16 protein-coding genes are annotated in these 16463 nt (G+C 42.5%); 12 read left to right on the top strand and 4 right to left on the bottom strand.

Annotated features, from left to right (window positions below):
* The first annotated feature begins 119 nt into the window (after nucleotides 1–119).
* On the top strand, nucleotides 120–1619 hold the full coding sequence (locus tag ACKI39_RS08945; protein WP_407399724.1) for an acyl-CoA carboxylase subunit beta: 1500 nt from the start codon (nucleotides 120–122) through the stop codon (nucleotides 1617–1619).
* Nucleotides 1620–1931: 312 nt separating this feature from the next.
* Here ACKI39_RS08945 and ACKI39_RS08940 read toward each other — a convergent pair whose 3' ends face one another.
* Nucleotides 1932–3149, bottom strand: coding sequence for an HD-GYP domain-containing protein (locus ACKI39_RS08940; protein ID WP_407399722.1), 1218 nt, complete (start codon nucleotides 3147–3149; stop codon nucleotides 1932–1934).
* Nucleotides 3150–3224: 75 nt separating this feature from the next.
* On the opposite strand from ACKI39_RS08940, the gene ACKI39_RS08935 reads away from it, so the two are divergent.
* Genes ACKI39_RS08935 through ACKI39_RS08915 form a run of 5 tightly spaced genes read left to right on the top strand, consistent with a single transcriptional unit; the run spans nucleotide 3225 to nucleotide 5760 of the window.
* Complete coding sequence (locus ACKI39_RS08935; RefSeq protein ID WP_407399720.1) at nucleotides 3225–3950, top strand: AzlC family ABC transporter permease; 726 nt, start codon at nucleotides 3225–3227, stop codon at nucleotides 3948–3950.
* Nucleotides 3947–4252 carry an AzlD domain-containing protein gene (locus ACKI39_RS08930; RefSeq protein WP_407399718.1) on the top strand — a complete coding sequence of 102 codons (306 nt, stop codon included), beginning with the start codon at nucleotides 3947–3949 and terminating at the stop codon, nucleotides 4250–4252. Before ACKI39_RS08935 ends, ACKI39_RS08930 begins: the two co-directional genes overlap by 4 nt.
* Before the next feature lie 36 nt (nucleotides 4253–4288).
* Nucleotides 4289–4969 (top strand): response regulator, encoded by a 681-nt coding sequence (locus ACKI39_RS08925; protein ID WP_407399716.1) that lies wholly within the window; start codon nucleotides 4289–4291, stop codon nucleotides 4967–4969.
* Nucleotides 4970–4983: 14 nt separating this feature from the next.
* Entirely contained in the window at nucleotides 4984–5217 is a 234-nt protein-coding gene (locus tag ACKI39_RS08920; protein WP_407399714.1) for a hypothetical protein, read from the top strand.
* A gap of 15 nt (nucleotides 5218–5232) precedes the next feature.
* A complete protein-coding gene (locus ACKI39_RS08915; protein WP_407399712.1) occupies nucleotides 5233–5760 on the top strand; it encodes a hypothetical protein in 528 nt (175 codons plus the stop codon).
* 23 nt (nucleotides 5761–5783) lie between these two features.
* On the opposite strand, the gene ACKI39_RS08910 is transcribed toward ACKI39_RS08915, so the two are convergent.
* The gene (locus ACKI39_RS08910) at nucleotides 5784–6809 is read right to left on the bottom strand and encodes an endonuclease/exonuclease/phosphatase family protein (RefSeq protein ID WP_407399710.1); all 1026 of its coding nucleotides are present in this window, start codon (nucleotides 6807–6809) and stop codon (nucleotides 5784–5786) included.
* Between the two features lie 450 nt (nucleotides 6810–7259).
* Between ACKI39_RS08910 and ACKI39_RS08905 the strand changes: the two genes are divergently transcribed.
* The 3 genes from ACKI39_RS08905 (at nucleotide 7260) to ACKI39_RS08895 (ending at nucleotide 10416) form a co-directional block, all read left to right on the top strand.
* The gene (locus tag ACKI39_RS08905) at nucleotides 7260–7862 is read left to right on the top strand and encodes a redox-sensing transcriptional repressor Rex (protein WP_407399708.1); all 603 of its coding nucleotides are present in this window, start codon (nucleotides 7260–7262) and stop codon (nucleotides 7860–7862) included.
* A gap of 51 nt (nucleotides 7863–7913) precedes the next feature.
* Complete coding sequence (serC, locus tag ACKI39_RS08900; RefSeq protein ID WP_407399706.1) at nucleotides 7914–9038, top strand: 3-phosphoserine/phosphohydroxythreonine transaminase; 1125 nt, start codon at nucleotides 7914–7916, stop codon at nucleotides 9036–9038.
* Nucleotides 9039–9237: 199 nt separating this feature from the next.
* Nucleotides 9238–10416, top strand: coding sequence for a phosphoglycerate dehydrogenase (locus ACKI39_RS08895; RefSeq protein ID WP_407399704.1), 1179 nt, complete (start codon nucleotides 9238–9240; stop codon nucleotides 10414–10416).
* Nucleotides 10417–10501: 85 nt separating this feature from the next.
* Here ACKI39_RS08895 and ACKI39_RS08890 read toward each other — a convergent pair whose 3' ends face one another.
* Nucleotides 10502–10873, bottom strand: a complete 372-nt coding sequence (locus tag ACKI39_RS08890) for a VanZ family protein (RefSeq protein ID WP_407399702.1) — start codon at nucleotides 10871–10873, stop codon at nucleotides 10502–10504.
* A gap of 82 nt (nucleotides 10874–10955) precedes the next feature.
* Here ACKI39_RS08890 and ACKI39_RS08885 point away from each other — a divergent pair, with 82 nt between their 5' ends.
* On the top strand, nucleotides 10956–11432 hold the full coding sequence (locus ACKI39_RS08885; RefSeq protein ID WP_407399700.1) for a DUF456 domain-containing protein: 477 nt from the start codon (nucleotides 10956–10958) through the stop codon (nucleotides 11430–11432).
* 142 nt (nucleotides 11433–11574) lie between these two features.
* Nucleotides 11575–13671 (top strand): methyl-accepting chemotaxis protein, encoded by a 2097-nt coding sequence (locus ACKI39_RS08880; RefSeq protein WP_407399698.1) that lies wholly within the window; start codon nucleotides 11575–11577, stop codon nucleotides 13669–13671.
* Between the two features lie 82 nt (nucleotides 13672–13753).
* Here ACKI39_RS08880 and ACKI39_RS08875 read toward each other — a convergent pair whose 3' ends face one another.
* Complete coding sequence (locus ACKI39_RS08875) at nucleotides 13754–15088, bottom strand: acetate kinase (RefSeq protein ID WP_407399754.1); 1335 nt, start codon at nucleotides 15086–15088, stop codon at nucleotides 13754–13756.
* 793 nt (nucleotides 15089–15881) lie between these two features.
* Between ACKI39_RS08875 and ACKI39_RS08870 the strand changes: the two genes are divergently transcribed.
* Nucleotides 15882–16463 (top strand): AAA family ATPase (locus tag ACKI39_RS08870; protein WP_407399696.1); only part of this gene is annotated, 582 nt, incomplete at its 3' end.

Genomic DNA, 16463 nt, shown 5'->3' with positions numbered 1-16463 from the left:
TCTAGAATAGAATCAAAATATGTTATTTTATTATTCGGCTGTCGCCCAGACTTTGTGAGGGTGGAACGTCGCTGGGGTCCACCTCACTACAGAATCTGCAGCAGCCGAAGGAGATATGAATGGCTAAATACAATTATGATCTTGAAAAGCAGCATGCAAAGGGAAAGCTTCATGCTATCGAGAGAATCAACGCACTCTGCGACAAGGATTCTTTCAATGAAATCTATTCAGGAGCACGCCACAGCTGCACAAGCTTTGGAATGGACAAGAAAGAAATTCCATACGACGGCGTAATCACAGGTTTCGGTACAATCAACGGAAAAAAAGTTGCAGTTTATGCACAGGACTTTACAGTTCAGGGAGGATCCCTCGGTAAGGTTCACGGTCAGAAAATTGCAGAACTCATAGAAATGGCAATCAAGGCAAAATGTCCTGTAATCGGTGTTAACGATTCGGGTGGAGCTCGCATCCAGGAAGGTGTTGACGCCCTCTGCGGTTATGGTGACCTCTTCTACCAGAACGTTCGCGCTTCAGGTGCAGTTCCACAGATTTCCATCATTGCAGGTCCATGTGCAGGTGGTGCAGTTTATTCACCTGGACTTACAGACTTCATCTTTACAATCGATTCAATCAGCCAGATGTTCATCACTGGTCCTAAAGTTGTAAAGGCAGTCATGTTCATGGACATCACAGCAGAAGACCTTGGTGGCGCTTCAATCCATTCTCAGAAGTCTGGAGTTGCACACTACCGCTGCCCTACAGAAAAGGACTGCTACGAAAAAGTACGCAAGCTCTTGGACTACATTCCACACTACTACGGTGAAGAAATCGTAGCAGATGCAAAGTTCAAGTTTGACGAAAAGAAGAACGCAAAGAAAATCGGCGAAATCATTCCTGAAGAAAGCAAGAAGCCATACAACATGCACGATGTAATCAACTGCGTTGTTGATGAAGACAGCTTCTTTGAAGTCATGGAAGAATTCTCACCAAACGCAATCACAGGATTTGCAAAGATCGAAGGAAAGAGCGTTGGTATCATCGGAAACAACCCTGCAGGATGGGGTGGAGTCCTCAACTGCGACGCTTCAGACAAGATTGCCCGCTTCGTTCGCTACTGTGATGCATACAATGTTCCACTCGTTAACTTCGTTGATGTTCCAGGATTCATTCCAGGACCACAGGAAGAGCAGAAGGGAATCATCCGCCACGGTGCAAAGGTTATCTACGCATACAGCGAAGCAACAGTACCAAAGGTAACAATCATCACACGCAAGTCTTACGGTGGAGCTTACATCGCAATGTGTTCAAAGCACCTTGGAGCAGACTTCGTATACGCCTGGCCAAAGTCAGAAATCGCCGTTATGGGTGCTGAAGGTGCCATCGAAATCGTATTCGCAAAGGAACTCAAGGATCCTTCTCGCGCAGCAGAAGTTGCACAGAAGAAGCAGGAATACATTACAGAAATCATGACACCAAAGATTGCAGCACAGCGCGACTACATTTCTGAAATCATCGAACCTTCAGAAACTCGTGCAAGAATCGTTGCAAGCCTTAACTTCCTTGCAAACAAGGAAGAAAACGTAATGCCTTGCAAGAAGCATGGCAACATTCCTCTGTAATATTTCCCAGCCATGGATGGCTGGGTTTGCTGCAGGTCTATGAAGCCCGCGAGTTTTCGTCAGAAAACTCGGGAACAAAAATTGAAGGACTCAATTTTTGTGACAAACATTCCACTGTAATACTATCCAGCCATGGATGGCTGGGATTGCAGTAGATCTATAAAGCCCCCGAGTTTTCGCCAGAAAACTCGGGAATATAATCGAAGAGATAGAGATAGATGGGGATGTCTCAAAAGTTCAATTTGCGGTGGTTGAGCGCTTCGATGCCATATGCAATGACCGCTACGGTCGTTACTTATTAGACATCCTCTTTTATTTTGAAAGATATTTATACACCGATGCACTGTCGGAGTTTTCCTGTTCTCTCAACCTGTAATGGATATCCTTTTCTAGGATCTTGAGTAAGACATCTGCAACCTCAGGATCAAACTGTTTTCCTCTTTCTTCTTCTATTATGGAAATCACCTTTTCCCGTGGCATGATGCTTCTGTAGCTTCTGTTTGAGGTCATGGCATCATAGGCATCAGCAACGCTTACGATACGTGCAAAAATTGGAAGTTCTGTTCCAGGTTTTCCATCAGGATATCCCTTACCGTCATATCGTTCATGATGCCATCTTGCAACTATGGCTAGATCTGGAACCTCCTCGATATCCTTAAGAATATTCCAGCCAGCAAGGGGATGTTTCTTGATCTCTGCATATTCAGCATCATCAAGCTTGCCTTTTTTATTGATGATTTCGTCAGGTATACTGATCTTTCCGATGTCGTGCAGGAGTCCACAGAAATAGATTTTTTTCTGTTCATCCTCCGACATACCCATTGCTTTTGCGATCATCTCTGAATAGGTTGCAACCCTCATGGAATGACCGTTTGTATATTTATCCTTTGCTTCAACAGTCTGACTCAATGTTACAAAAAGTCTGAGTGAAAGCATTTCTATCTTGAAGTTCTGCTCATCATGCTTTGCTTCTGCAACGGAACATGAAACCATGCTTATGATGAACAGACAAACAGCCTCGATTCCCCTGCAGAATAAAGTAAGCATAAACTGGTATGAAAGATTCAGGTCGACAAATCCTATTTCTGGACGCGCCACTCCTTTAAAGGAATTTATGCCGAAAACAAGGCTCGCCAAAAAGCTGACGAGATAGAACAGCTTACTGTGCTTTTGATGTCTTGCCTTGAATATAAATCCTAGAAGACCGATAAGAGGAATGAGTGGGGTCACGATGTTTGAAAATCCCCAGTCATATCTTATCACCCAGGTCATCACCGAAGAAAAAAGGAATATTTCAGAGAAAAAAATTATGTAGGCAAGATAGAGAAGCTTTTCTTTAAGAAAAAGGTAAAAACAAAAAGCATAGACAATGAAACTAAAGAAATTGAAAAAAGAAAGTAAACCTGCACCAGCAGCTTTCATAAGACTAAAGAAAACAATATGAATCAAAAGCACTGCAGCCGATACACAAGCCATAAACAGATGCATATTCTGCATGTTTATGCCTCTCTTCAAATCACTGAATTTCAAAATCTTCCTCTTTGTTCCATTATATTGCACAAATCCCAAAAATCAAAGAAAATCTATGTTATCATAGGGAATACAATGAACAGCAAAAATGTCTTTTTACGAGGATTCCGTGACGGAATTCCAATCGGTCTTGGTTACTTCGTCGTAGCCTTTTCTCTTGGAATCATTGCAAAAAATTCAGGGGTCGCATTCTACCAGGGGTTTCTTGCCAGTTTTTTAAACCATGCCTCAGCAGGAGAATACGCTCTCTTTACTGCAATAGGAGCTTCCGTATCCTATATAGAGGTGGCACTTGTTACATTCATCGCAAACGCAAGATACCTTCTTCTGTCCAGTGCCTTGAGCCAGAAATTTGATCCAAAGACAGGATTGACCCACAGACTTCTCTCTGGTTTTGTGATTACCGATGAGATTTTCGGGATATCCATCGCTCAGCCAGGTTTCATCAATCCATGGTACATGTATGGAGCATTCCTTTGCGCAGCCCCACTCTGGAGCCTTGGAACTGCATGCGGAATACTTGCAGGAAACATCCTCCCGCTCAGAATCGTAAGCGCACTTTCCGTCGCACTCTACGGAATGTTCCTTGCGATCATCGTTCCACCAGCAAAGAAAAACATCGTCATCGCCCTATGTGTAGTCATAAGCTTTGCCTCCAGCTGGGCACTGGGAATAATCCCAGGACTCAAGAATATCTCAAGCGGAAACAAGGTCATCATCCTGACAGTAATAATAGCAACTGCAGCAGCCATCATCCGACCTGTAGATGAAGACGAGAAAAACAAGGAGTCGGCAAAATGAAAAACAACATCTACATCTACATATCTGTCGCAGCCATCGTTTCGCTCATCATCAGGGCACTTCCTCTAACCCTTATCAGAAACCAGATCAGGAACAAGTTCATCAGATCATTTCTCTACTATGTACCTTATGTGACATTGGCCGTCATGACATTCCCTGCAATCACAGAGGCGACTCAAAATGCATGGGCAGGCTATGCAGCGCTGGCAGTCGGTATTATTCTTTCACTGCTGGGAGCGGGACTTTTACCTGTAGCGGCGGCATGTTGCGTCGTAGTATTTGTCATAGAATTGATTTTCTGATAGCATAGCAATAAGAGTGATAATGGAGAGAAAAAAATGGGAAGCATCATGGACAATTCAGAAACAATGGATATTTTGAATCAGATAAGAATTCCTCTTTCAGACATCACAGGAATCTCCAGACTTCTGAAATACAACCTCAAGAACATGGATTCATATTCTGAGTCTCAGATCAACGCACTGCTTGACCTTGTAAATGCACTGGATGAAAACACCTCGCACATCCTTTCTCTACTCAATGAAAACCTCGAGCGGGAATACGAAGATAAACCAGATCTTGCAGTTCCTAAAACTGAACTCTCTGGAGAGAAACTGCAGTACCAGGAGCTTGCAGGAAAGAAAATCCTAGTTGTAGATGACATTGAACTTAACCGTGTCCTTGTCGGACTGATGCTCAAGAACATCAACATCGAAGTGGTGGACGCAACAAACGGTCACGACGCAATCAAGATCCTTACAGAATCGCAGCCTAATGAATACGACCTTGTACTTATGGACATCATGATGCCTGTAATGGACGGTTACACCGCCACTGCAAGAATCAGGGAAAGCAAAAGAAAGGATCTTGCAACCCTTCCAGTAATCGCAGTAACCGCAAATGCTTTTGAATACTATAAAAAGCAGGCAGAAGACTACGGAATGAACGGCTATGTGACAAAGCCTCTAGCAAAAGAAAACCTATACGAGGAAATCAGCCGCATACTTTGCAGCAAATAAATCGGAATCAGAAAATGGATAATGTTCTTAGTTTCAAGAAGAGTACAGAATCAAAGATAAAAGCCTACAATGAGTGGGAACGTCGTGTCGGCAAAACAGCTCGCAACAAAGAAATATGCGAGGCTTCTGTAATTCTTTCAGCACTTAAGAACGAGAACGACGAGGTCATATATACCGTAATGACAATGCAGGGACTCATTGCCATTACAGAAAATACACTGCTTGAAAAATACGAGATCATTGACTGAACCATGGACTATCGCTTGAAAAAAGGATTATTGCTCGCAACATCTCTTCTCATGATTTCGGCAAGCGCCTTTGCAAAAAAAAGCGTAAAACCTGCACAGAAGAAGAAACTGTCAGAACCACACACTATCCTTTTCCACGACAACTGCCCAAAGACTACGGCTGCACTCAACGAGGAAGTTTCGCTCAAGGCGACAATTCCAGGATACAAGGGAACAATCTCCGTCACATACAAGACATGGCCAGAAGAAAAGCATTCATATCCACTGACTGGATTCTATGATTGCTGCGAAAGAATAAGATCCGCCATGGAAAAATCAAAGGGCACAAGCTATATCCTACACTTCAACACAAAGCCTGACATGAGTGGAATGGATGTTCAACTTTCAAATCCAGAGCAGGCAACTTATTCAGCAACACTTCTCATCGAAAACCAGGAGACAGAAGTCTACGCTTTCTATCACACACAAGAAGAATATTCCGCATACATCTCAAGTAAAGTTCAGTCAGAAATTCAGGATGCTTTTCCTGCAACCGCTGAATGAAAAACTTATGTAAAAAAAGCAACCTAAAATCTTACAACACAAACAATCGGAAGATGATCGCTATAGCCAGTTCCATTCCAGATGAAATATCGATTTGGCACATAGGTATGTGAATCACACCACTCACCTTCAACGGCAGGATAGAAATCCATGATCTCAGCCCCTCCAGCTGTAAACATATTGTCTATCCGTGACCATTCATCCTGAAAATAATAGCTTCCTGGCTGAATCAATTTACGCCCAGGAAGAAACCAAGGACTTGAAACCTGTATTCCATCATCCATAAGGGAGCCGTTCTTCCATCGCCTAAGAACTACATCACCTTTTCTTGTCAGGCAGAAATCATTGATATCCCTGTTGAAATCACCAAGAATCAAAACCCTCTTTCCTTCCACGACAGCCGCAGACACTAAATCTGCTAGGACACCTTCCTCTCGGTTCCTCCATTTTTCAGTCTCTTCTTCACCACCGCTCTTGCTTTTCCAATGGTTTACCATAAGGGTAAGTTCCTTATTATCAGAACAAACACAGACTTCCATCAGAGGTCTCATCCTAGGCATATCCTCCTCCTCGGTACGGACATCCAGGGAATGGACCGTCATTGAAGAAATCGGCACTCTGGATAGAACAGCACAGCCGATGGAACTACCCTCATCCTTAGCAAAGCAGGCATCACTGTAGACTTTTCCCTTGTCCCATTCCCCTGCAAGAAAATTACTTATGTCATGAACAACGCCTTCATTCTCAATCTCTTCCATTACAAAAACGTCGGCATCCAAAGCCCTTATGACAGAGCAAAGCCGTTTAAGGCGCTCAATGTATGCATCCTTGCCCCAACGGCTGCTTCTTACAAATTCTGAATACTCCTCCCCAGTGGTGACGGCATCGAAAAAAGTCTGGACATTCCAGTTGACCACCTTGAGCCTACCTTCCTTAGGAGAAGACTCAGGCAAGTTCTGAATGCAGGAGGAAAAGGAGACAATCACCACACACATACTAAGAAGAGACAGGATTTTTTTGGAAGGGAACCAAACTTTTTTAAATGACATGAAAATACCTCCAGAACCTGCGGCAGTCCACAGGAATGTCCATAAATATTATTTTCACTAAAAATAAAAAAGTGACTGTTTTTGAAAAAAAATTGATTTTTTTTCAGATGATTTATTTCCATGCATTTATAACATCGTGACAGAGGGGACAGACCCCGGACGAAAGCTTTGATGCCTTAGAAGCCGATGTTCTCTTAACTTTCGTCACAAGAATCGCAGAAGCGATTCTTGAACAATGGGAATGACCCATAGATGATGAATCACGTTCTTGCCGTGAAATTTATCACGCAAAACGCTAAATTCCTCCTCAAACAGTGAATTTTAGTTGTTTATGTGCAAAAAATCACAGAAAACCGACTTTTTTAATAGACCAAGGGAAAATTAGGTGTTAATATAGCAATTATCAGGGGTTACTTTGTGTGATATTTATCACACAAACAAAAGATTTAGATGCAGAACATTCCGTTGCCTGCAAAAAGAAGGCTTGTTCTTCTTGAACGACTTCTTTCTGCTTACAAAGAGAAGACAATCACCTCACAGAAGATCCAGGAACTTACGGGCTGGACATCGGCAGTAGTAAGAAGAGACATTTCCTGGATTGATGTTAAATGCGGGGCCACCAACGGATATAAAGTCGCAGAACTCAAAGCTGCACTTATAAAATCCTTTAACCTTGAACAGACAGAACAGAGATGTTGCATTGTAGGACTTGGAAGAATGGGACAGGCCCTTTTGGACACATCCGAACTTTTTGAATCATCCTTTAAGATTGTTGCAGGATTCGATTCCAGCGTAAACAAGACAGAAGTTCTAAGTTCGGCATTTCCACTTCATCCTACAACACTGATGAAGAAAATAATCAAAGAGGAAGCAATCAGTTTTGCAATCCTCACCGTAGATCCTGAAGAAGCACAGCCTATGACAGAGCTTCTTCTAGAATGCGGAATAAAGGGAATCGTCAACTACACTCCTTGTGTGCTGACAGTTCCAAAAGGTGTATGCGTAGAAAACGTAAGTCTGCTTACGGCGCTTTCCACCCTGGCAATTCAATGAAGGGAGCATTGCTTCCACATAAAATAGTAATTTATTTAGTGAGGTTATATTATGAGTCGTGTTTACAACTTTAGTGCAGGTCCTTCTTGCCTTCCAGAAGAAGTTCTCAAGGAATGTGCAGCAGAAATGATGGACTGCAACGGAACAGGCCAGAGCGTAATGGAAATGAGCCACCGCTCATCTGCTTTTGAACCAATCATCGAACATGCAGAAGCACAGATCCGCAAGCTCATGAACGTACCATCAAACTACAAGGTACTCTTCGTACAGGGTGGCGGTTCAACACAGTTTGCCATGGTTGCACAGAATCTTGGCATCAACAAGAAGAAGGCTGCATACATCGAAACTGGTGTTTGGGCAAAGAAAGCCGCAGCAGAAGCAAAGCACCTTGGTGTTGAAGTTGATGTAATCGCATCTTCAAAGGACAAGAACTATTCTTACATTCCACGCGTTGAAAAGGTAACTGGCGACTATGACTATGTTTACATTTGTTTCAACAACACAATCATGGGAACACACTACGAATACATCCCTGAAACTGGAGACATTCCTCTCGTAGCTGATCTTTCTTCATGCATCCTTTCAGAAGAAATCGACGTTTCAAAGTTCGGCCTCATCTTTGCAGGTGCACAGAAGAATCTTGCTCCAGCTGGCGTTACTCTCGTAATCGTTCGCGAAGATCTTATCCCAGAACCAGAAAAATGTCTTCCTGGCACACCTACAATGAGCATGTACAAGACACACAGCGAAAACGGTTCAATGTACAATACACCTCCTTGCTACACAATCTACGTTCTCGACAAGGTCCTCAACTGGATCGAAAAGAACGGCGGTGCAAAGGGAATCAACAAGCTCAACGTTGAAAAGGCAGATTACCTTTACAACTACCTCGACAACTCTGACTTCTACCATGCTACAACAGAAAAGGGAAGCCGCTCTTTGATGAACGTTCCATTCCTTACAAAGTATTCTGACAACGACGGATCGGAAGAAGCACAGGCAAAGGAAAAGGCAATCAACAGCAAGTTCGTAAAGGAAGCAGAAGCAGCTGGTCTTGTTAACCTCAAGGGACACAGACTTGTAGGCGGTATGCGCGCTTCCATCTACAACGCAATGACACTCGACGGTGTAAAGGCACTCGTTAAGTTCATGGAAGAATTTGCAAAGAACAACTAAATTTACATATGCAGAAAGCGGGCCCCAGCGACGGCGTAAAGGGCAATGGATAACCTCCCGCCTCATCGAATAAGGCGCTGTGCTTTATTGGCGGGTCCCTCCTTCCCCTTTTCGCCTGCGTCCCACTTTCTGCATATTAATTAATCATGGTATTTTGCAATTAACCATTAGCAAAGTGCCTATACACGGAGAAAAGAAAATGTATAAGATTCAGACACTTGATAGAATTTCTGCAGTGGGATTGGATAATTTTCCACGCGACGAATATGAAATCGCTTCGGAAATCATGAAGCCGGATGCAATCCTTGTCCGCTCACACGACATGCTCAGCATGGAACTTGATGAAAACGTTAAGGCTGTTGCCCGTGCAGGTGCAGGCGTCAACAACATTCCATGTAAGGATTTGGCAGCAAAGGGTGTTGTAGTATTCAACACACCTGGTGCAAACGCAAATGCAGTTAAGGAACTCGTAATCCTCGGACTTCTCATTGCTAGCCGCCCTGTAATCGCCGCAAACAAGTTCTGTAACGGACTTGCAGGAAAGGGTGCAGAAATCGCAACTCTCGCAGAAAAAGGAAAGAAAGACTACATCGGTAACGAACTCAAGGGAAAGACTCTTGGTGTAATCGGTCTTGGTGCAATCGGTGCACAGGTTGCAAATACAGCAATCGAACTTGGTATGAATGTTGTAGGTTACGACCCATTCCTTTCAATCGATGCAGCATGGAGCCTCAACCACATGGTCAAGCACGCAGAAACTCTTGATACAGTTCTTGCAAAGGCTGACTACCTTACATTCCATGTACCTGAGACACCAGACACAAAGGGATTTGTAAACGCAAACACAATCAAGAACATGAAGGACGGTGTTCGCCTCATCAACATCGCCCGCGGTGGTCTTGTAAACAATGAAGATGTTCTTGCCGCAATCAACAGCGGAAAGGTAAGCTGTATGGTTACAGACTTTGCCGCAGAAGAACTCCTCAACAACGACAAGGTTATCTGTATGCCTCACCTTGGTGCATCAACTCCAGAAGCAGAAGACAACTGTGCTGTAATGGCAGTAAAGGAACTCCGCGACTTCCTTGAAACAGGTGCAATCAAAAACAGCGTAAACTATCCAAAGTGCAAGATGGACAACGCAATTCCAAAGAACGGAACACGCCTCTGCATCGCACACAAGAATGTTCCAAACATGATCGCTCAGTTTACATCTGTACTTGGTGAAGCAAAGCTCAACATCTCCGGCATGGTTGACCAGAACCGCGGTGACATCGCTTACTGTATGATCGATGTAGATGGAAAGGTTGAAGAAGACACACTCAACAAGCTTGCTGCTGCTGACGGCGTAATCAAGGTTAGACCTATCTACGCATAATCAATAACTAAACATCAAAAGCACATCCGCTATGGACTCAAGTTCATGGCGGATTTTTTTTATCCGTTGAATGATTTTAGTAGAACTATTTCTTCAGCAATTTCCTGATAGAGAGAAAAATAAAAACTCCCAAAACAGCCCCAAGCGTATCTGCACACCAGTCAAGAACAGAAGATTCACGCCCAGGGACAAAGCTCTGATGGATTTCATCAATGATTCCATAGACACTGACAATCATGACAGGCAAAGCAATAAGTTTTCTTGGCATAGTTTTAGTATTGCAGCCCAATGCAACCCAAAAACAAAGTCCGCCAAAACATACAAAATGGACCAATTTATCTGCATTCCAGAACGAAGGCATTCCGACGACGTGCTCCTGATTTGAAAGAATCCAGCTTATGGACAAAATGACTGTGGCGGGAATCCATTTTAAAATCTTAATCATATTTTTTTTCATTACATTTCTCCCTTTTTCGTTCTATAATAATATGCATGAAGGCATAACGTAAACTCTGTAAATGAATATTCAGGAGATTTTAATGGAAACAGCACTTTTAATTCTGGCAATCATCCTCTTGGGATTGGGATTACTCGGAACTTTTCTTCCGGTTCTTCCAGGTCCCCCGCTCGCCTGGGCTGGTCTACTATGTGAGTACTTCATTCCATACAGCACAATTTCCATACCCGTCCTGACCATAACTTTTATTACAGCAGTAATCATAACCATTCTTGATTTTGCATTCCCAGTAATACAGACAAAAAAATCAGGTGGAACAAAATACGGAACCTGGGGATCAACCATCGGACTCATAGTGGGACTTTTCAGCGGACCTTTCGGAATCCTTGTGGGACCTTTCATCGGTGCATTCATTGGAGAACTGATCCACGATTCAAGCGATTACCACAAGGCGTTAAGATCTGCATGGGCTTCCTTCATTGGATTTCTTTCGGGAACATTGATGAAAATCGTCACGGTGTCAGTTTTCATAATCATTTTCATTTTAAGATTGAAATAGTTCACCCAATGAAAAACTCAACTCACCCAACACTAAGCCTACATAAACAATAGGATATAATAGCAATTAAAAGATGCAATATTCATATGTTGAATAATGTGTTATAATCAGAATAGAGAGTTTAAATCCGCAAGGGGTCTATATGCTTAAAAACAAGTCACTCACATTCAAGGCTACGGCTTTTGCTGTTGTCTTCAGCGTAGGTATCATTACCGTAACCGGAATTACCTGTGCAATTCTTACAAGAAAGAACTTCAAGAAAAATGCCGACACAATGATTACTTCACTTGCAGAAAACATCAAGCTTTCCTTCATATCAAGTGTACAGAAGGAAATGATTCTTTCGGAAAAGATGGTCACTTCCGCAGTAATCAGGGAATACATGAAGGATCCATCAAATCCCCAGTGGCATGACATTGGACTGAAGGAACTTTCTTCCTATGAAAAGATGTTCAAGAGCAAGCTCAGTTTCTGGATTTCAGACAAGGACAAACAGTATTTTGCAAACTGCGAATACAAATATACACTGGATCCTTCCCTTCCTGAAAATTCATGGTACAAGCCAAACCTTGAAGCAAGCGGCAACTATTCATTCTACGTAGATTATGAAGTTGCCCTCAAATCGACTTTCCTTTGGATTAACGGAATCGTACGCGATGAAAAAGGAACTCCACTAGGACTTGCCGGTACAGGAATTCCGCTTACCCAGTTCATAAACGAGATATATGACGGTTTTGACCCTCGTCTTGAAATGTACATGTTCAACAGCGGAATGGACACTTCTGCTGCCCGTGACAATCAGAAACTCATAGACGACAAGGTACCAATTCAGGATGTACTTCCAAAGGCAAACATACCAACCAGTATTCCGGATAAAACAATCCTGGTCTCTGCTGATGACGGTGAATATGTAATATGTCCTCTCACGGAAATAGGTTGGGGACTTGTCATCAAATGTCCAAATGACAATGCATCGTTCTATGACAAATCCATCATCAGAATAGGAATAGCAGTCATCCTTGTTTCTCTTTTAATCATATTCGTGTTTACGGTTTTCCTTCTCAGGATTACAGGCGGAATAAAAAAAGTCCTTAAGGCTCTGAGAAATTCAGTTGAGGAAATTGAAAACGGAGAAGCGGACCTTACAAAGAGAATTGAATCTGCAAACAACAACGAACTTGGAGAAATGATCGACGAGTTCAACAGATTTATTGAAAAACTTCAGTCAATCGTAGGTGACATCAAGGCATCTGAAAGTGGGTTGAACACAGCCGGAACAGGATTGAACAGGATCATAACAGAAACCTCCGTAGCCATTGAAAACATTCTTGAAGAAATCAACACGACAAATACGAAGGTCAACGAGCAGCATGATAGTGTCGGAAATACGGCAGCAGCCGTTTCAAAAATTTCAACAAACATCACATCGCTTGAAAAACTGATTGCGGAGCAGACAAACGGAGTCGAGGAAGCTTCTTCCGCCGTTTCAGAAATGATCAGCAACATAGAAAACGTAAACAGTTCCGTCGAGCACATGGCAAGATCCTTCAGCGAGCTTAAGGACAACACCCAGAAAGGCAGTGCAAAACAGAATGACGTCAACGAAAAAATCAAGGAGATTGTCGTACAGTCCCAGATGCTTCAGGAAGCAAACCAGACAATTTCCAGCATCGCAGCCCAGACAAACCTTCTTGCGATGAATGCCGCAATTGAAGCAGCCCATGCCGGAGAAGCCGGAAAAGGATTCAGTGTTGTTGCCGATGAAATTAGAAAACTTTCGGAAACATCTTCAACACAATCAAAGACAATTGGAGAACAGCTTGCGATGATCCGTGATTCCATTCAGAGTGTCGTTCAGACTTCCGATGAATCCAGAATCGCATTCGACAATGTATATTCTGAAATTACTGAAACAGACAGCATCGTTCAAGGAATAAAATCTGCCATGAGTGAGCAGCAGACCAATTCCCGTCAGATCGGAACCATCCTCAACAACATGAATGAAAGTTCCGGTTTTGTAATTCAAGCAGCTTCTGAAATGACAAATGAAAACAAGGCCATAACCGGAGAAGTTGAGCAGCTGCTTGAAGCTACTGAAGAAATCAGGAACAAGGTTTCTAACATCGCAAACGGCGCAGAAAAGATAAATGAAAACGAATCTCTTCTTTCAGAGATTTCAAATCAGGTAAACGAATCAATTTTGACCGTCGCAAGCCAGATTGGAAAGTTCAGAATTTAAGATGCCGGTGCATAAAAAGGCCCCCGCTTCAGGAGATTTTCATTTTCTGAAGCGGGGGCTTTCTTATCCTGCAAACTATCTGTTACTGTGGACGTACTACAACCTTTGCAAGGTCAGGGCGCTTTACGAGGTCAGCCTTGAGGCCTTCTTCGCGAGCCTTGTTTACATAGTCCTTGCTCTGGAATGAATATGTGAAGTTTGTATGAACATCGTATGTTCCCTTCATGAGGGCATAGGCATCTTCTGTCATTACAAGTTCTTCGTCTGTTGGAATTACGAAAATCTTTGTTGCGCTGTCATCTGCAGAAATGCATGTTTCAGCGTTTCCTGTGAATGACCACTGGTTCTTCTGCTCGTCGATCTTGATTCCGTAGTTTTCAAGACCCTGTGTAGACTTAAGGCGGAATACTGGACCACGTTCACCAACACCAGCTGTGAATACGATTGCATCTACATGACCAAGTTCAGCCATGTAAGCACCGATGTACTTCTTGATGCGGAGTGCTTCCATCTCGATGCAGAGCTTTGCCTTTTCATCTCCGTCCTTTGCTGCCATTTCAACATCGCGGCGGTCTGCAAACTTTCCTGTAACACCAAGACAACCAGACTTCTTGTTGAGTGCTGTGTCCATTTCGTCTGCTGACATTCCAGTTTTACGCATGATGTAGAATGGAAGAGCAGGGTCAAGGTCACCAGAACGAGTACCCATTACGAGACCTTCAAGAGGAGTAATACCCATTGTTGTGTCGTAGCACTTTCCGTTCTTAACTGCACACATTGAAGCACCGTTACCGATGTGACAGATGATCACGTTTGTATCTTCTGGCTTCTTTCCGAGGAGAACTGAAGCACGCTTTGCTGTGTAGAGGAATGATGTTCCGTGGAAACCGTACTTGCGTGCAGCGTACTTTTCGTACCATTCGTGTGGAATTGCATACATGAAGTTTTCTGCAGGCATTGTCTGGTGCCATGCTGTATCCATGACTGCTGCGTGTGGAACATTTGGCATAACCTTCTGTGCAGCTTCAATACCCATGATGTTTGCTGGCATGTGGAGAGGTCCAAGGTCGATTACTTCCTTGAATCCTGCAAGAACTTCTGGAGTTACGAGAACAGACTTTGTGAACTTTTCTCCACCATGGAGAACACGGTGACCAACGGCTCCGATTTCGCTGAGGTCAGAGATAACACCTGTTTCCTTGTCTGTGATCATCTTGAGGATGAGTTCAATTGCTTCCTTGTGTGTTGGACATGGGCTTTCAAGTTCTACCTTGTTTCCCTTTGCCTTGTGTGTGATGCATGAACCTTCGATTCCGATTCTTTCTACAACACCGTTTGCAAGAACTTCCTTGTTGTCCCAGTCGTAAACCTGGTATTTAGCTGATGATGAACCACAGTTCAATGTCAAAATTGTCATAGCCATAATGCGCCTCTGATATAATAGAAAATTATGCAGACATTATATTGAAAATATCAGTGAAACTCAATTATGAATAAATCAAAGCTATGTTCATATCAAAACACTCACGGAAAGAACCGCCCCAAGCCTGCTCCGGGTCTCCCTTACAATTGTAAAAAGCTTTGGTTTTACCTCAGAATTTCATTGGGTCGAAAGTCGCATTTTGAGACGAACCTTTCCTACGTGTTTTGATTTCGACAATGCTTCATATATCAAAAAAATTTTCACTGATTTTTCAGAATGCCGCTATATCATATCAGGGACTTACATACAGAAAAAATGTGGGTCCCAGCGACGTAAAAATCAAGAGCGATCCTCTCGGGGAATATCATCCATAGATGATAAATTTTCAGGACTATTTCTGAATCCAAACGTAAGCCGTTGCTGAACTTGCTCCGACTTTTTCTATCATCCCTTGTTTGACAAGTTCAGCTAAAGTTCGTTCAACAGTTTTAGTGCTGATATTCCAACTTACTATTCTCTGTCTCATCAAATAGATGGTTTAATTACGAATAAAAAAAATTGATTTCCGATGCTCGAGCAGCTGGAAAAACTATTCTCATTAATGAAAACTCAGAGGTTCATAAATGAACAAGTTTGATGATATACGCTTGTTAGAAACTTCGTTAATTCCGTCCTTTTGCGATAGTGATGATGTTTTTGCAAAATTTGTTCAAAATATTACAAATCTTGCATAACACTGCAAGATTTGCTTGAAAATACACAAATCTTGCAGTAAATTAACAGTATCATGGTAGTTAGAGAAAAATACATCAAAAAAATCCGTCCATTTTATGAATCTGACCTAATCAAAATCATTACAGGAATTCGTCGTTGTGGAAAATCCATTGTTCTGCAACAGGTTCGTGATGAAATAGCAGCCAAAACAGACAACATAATCTTTTTAGAATTTGAAAACCGTCGTATAAAAAATCAGATTCCAGATATTGATTCTCTTTTAGCCTATGTGGATGAACATAAAAAGCAAGGAAAATGCTTCATTTTTCTAGATGAAATCCAGATTCTTGAAAACTGGCAGGAAGCATGTAAAACTCTTCGGCTGGAAAATAATTCTGTTTTTATAACCGGTTCCAACTCAAAACTTCTTTCCAAAGAATTTACAAAAGAATTAAGCGGCCGCTACGTTTCTTTTAGAATCAGGCCTTTTGTTTACAAGGAAATTCTTGAATATGCAAAAGAATTGAATAAAGACGTTTCCATAACAGATTACCTTGTGTGGGGTGGTTTTCCAAAGAGGCTGGAATTTGACGGGGAGTCCATGAAAGATTATCTTTACGATCTGGATGAGACAATCATTCATAACGACATAATG

It is taken from the genome of Treponema sp. (assembly GCF_045641405.1).
GTDB lineage: Bacteria > Spirochaetota > Spirochaetia > Treponematales > Treponemataceae > Treponema_D.
The sequence above is the reverse complement of the archived record's forward strand: the minus strand, read 5'-3'. Positions and strand labels throughout refer to the sequence as shown.

Coding starts and splice junctions, on each gene's coding strand:
- ACKI39_RS08875 (WP_407399754.1), bottom strand. CDS start 15,088: ATGACAATTTTGACATTGAACTGTGGTTCATCATCAGCTAAATACCAG.
- ACKI39_RS08930 (WP_407399718.1), top strand. CDS start 3,947: ATGAAAAACAACATCTACATCTACATATCTGTCGCAGCCATCGTTTCG.
- serC (WP_407399706.1), top strand. CDS start 7,914: ATGAGTCGTGTTTACAACTTTAGTGCAGGTCCTTCTTGCCTTCCAGAA.
- ACKI39_RS08890 (WP_407399702.1), bottom strand. CDS start 10,873: ATGAAAAAAAATATGATTAAGATTTTAAAATGGATTCCCGCCACAGTC.
- ACKI39_RS08895 (WP_407399704.1), top strand. CDS start 9,238: ATGTATAAGATTCAGACACTTGATAGAATTTCTGCAGTGGGATTGGAT.
- ACKI39_RS08920 (WP_407399714.1), top strand. CDS start 4,984: ATGGATAATGTTCTTAGTTTCAAGAAGAGTACAGAATCAAAGATAAAA.
- ACKI39_RS08905 (WP_407399708.1), top strand. CDS start 7,260: ATGCAGAACATTCCGTTGCCTGCAAAAAGAAGGCTTGTTCTTCTTGAA.
- ACKI39_RS08945 (WP_407399724.1), top strand. CDS start 120: ATGGCTAAATACAATTATGATCTTGAAAAGCAGCATGCAAAGGGAAAG.
- ACKI39_RS08880 (WP_407399698.1), top strand. CDS start 11,575: ATGCTTAAAAACAAGTCACTCACATTCAAGGCTACGGCTTTTGCTGTT.
- ACKI39_RS08910 (WP_407399710.1), bottom strand. CDS start 6,809: ATGTCATTTAAAAAAGTTTGGTTCCCTTCCAAAAAAATCCTGTCTCTT.
- ACKI39_RS08935 (WP_407399720.1), top strand. CDS start 3,225: ATGAACAGCAAAAATGTCTTTTTACGAGGATTCCGTGACGGAATTCCA.
- ACKI39_RS08885 (WP_407399700.1), top strand. CDS start 10,956: ATGGAAACAGCACTTTTAATTCTGGCAATCATCCTCTTGGGATTGGGA.
- ACKI39_RS08925 (WP_407399716.1), top strand. CDS start 4,289: ATGGGAAGCATCATGGACAATTCAGAAACAATGGATATTTTGAATCAG.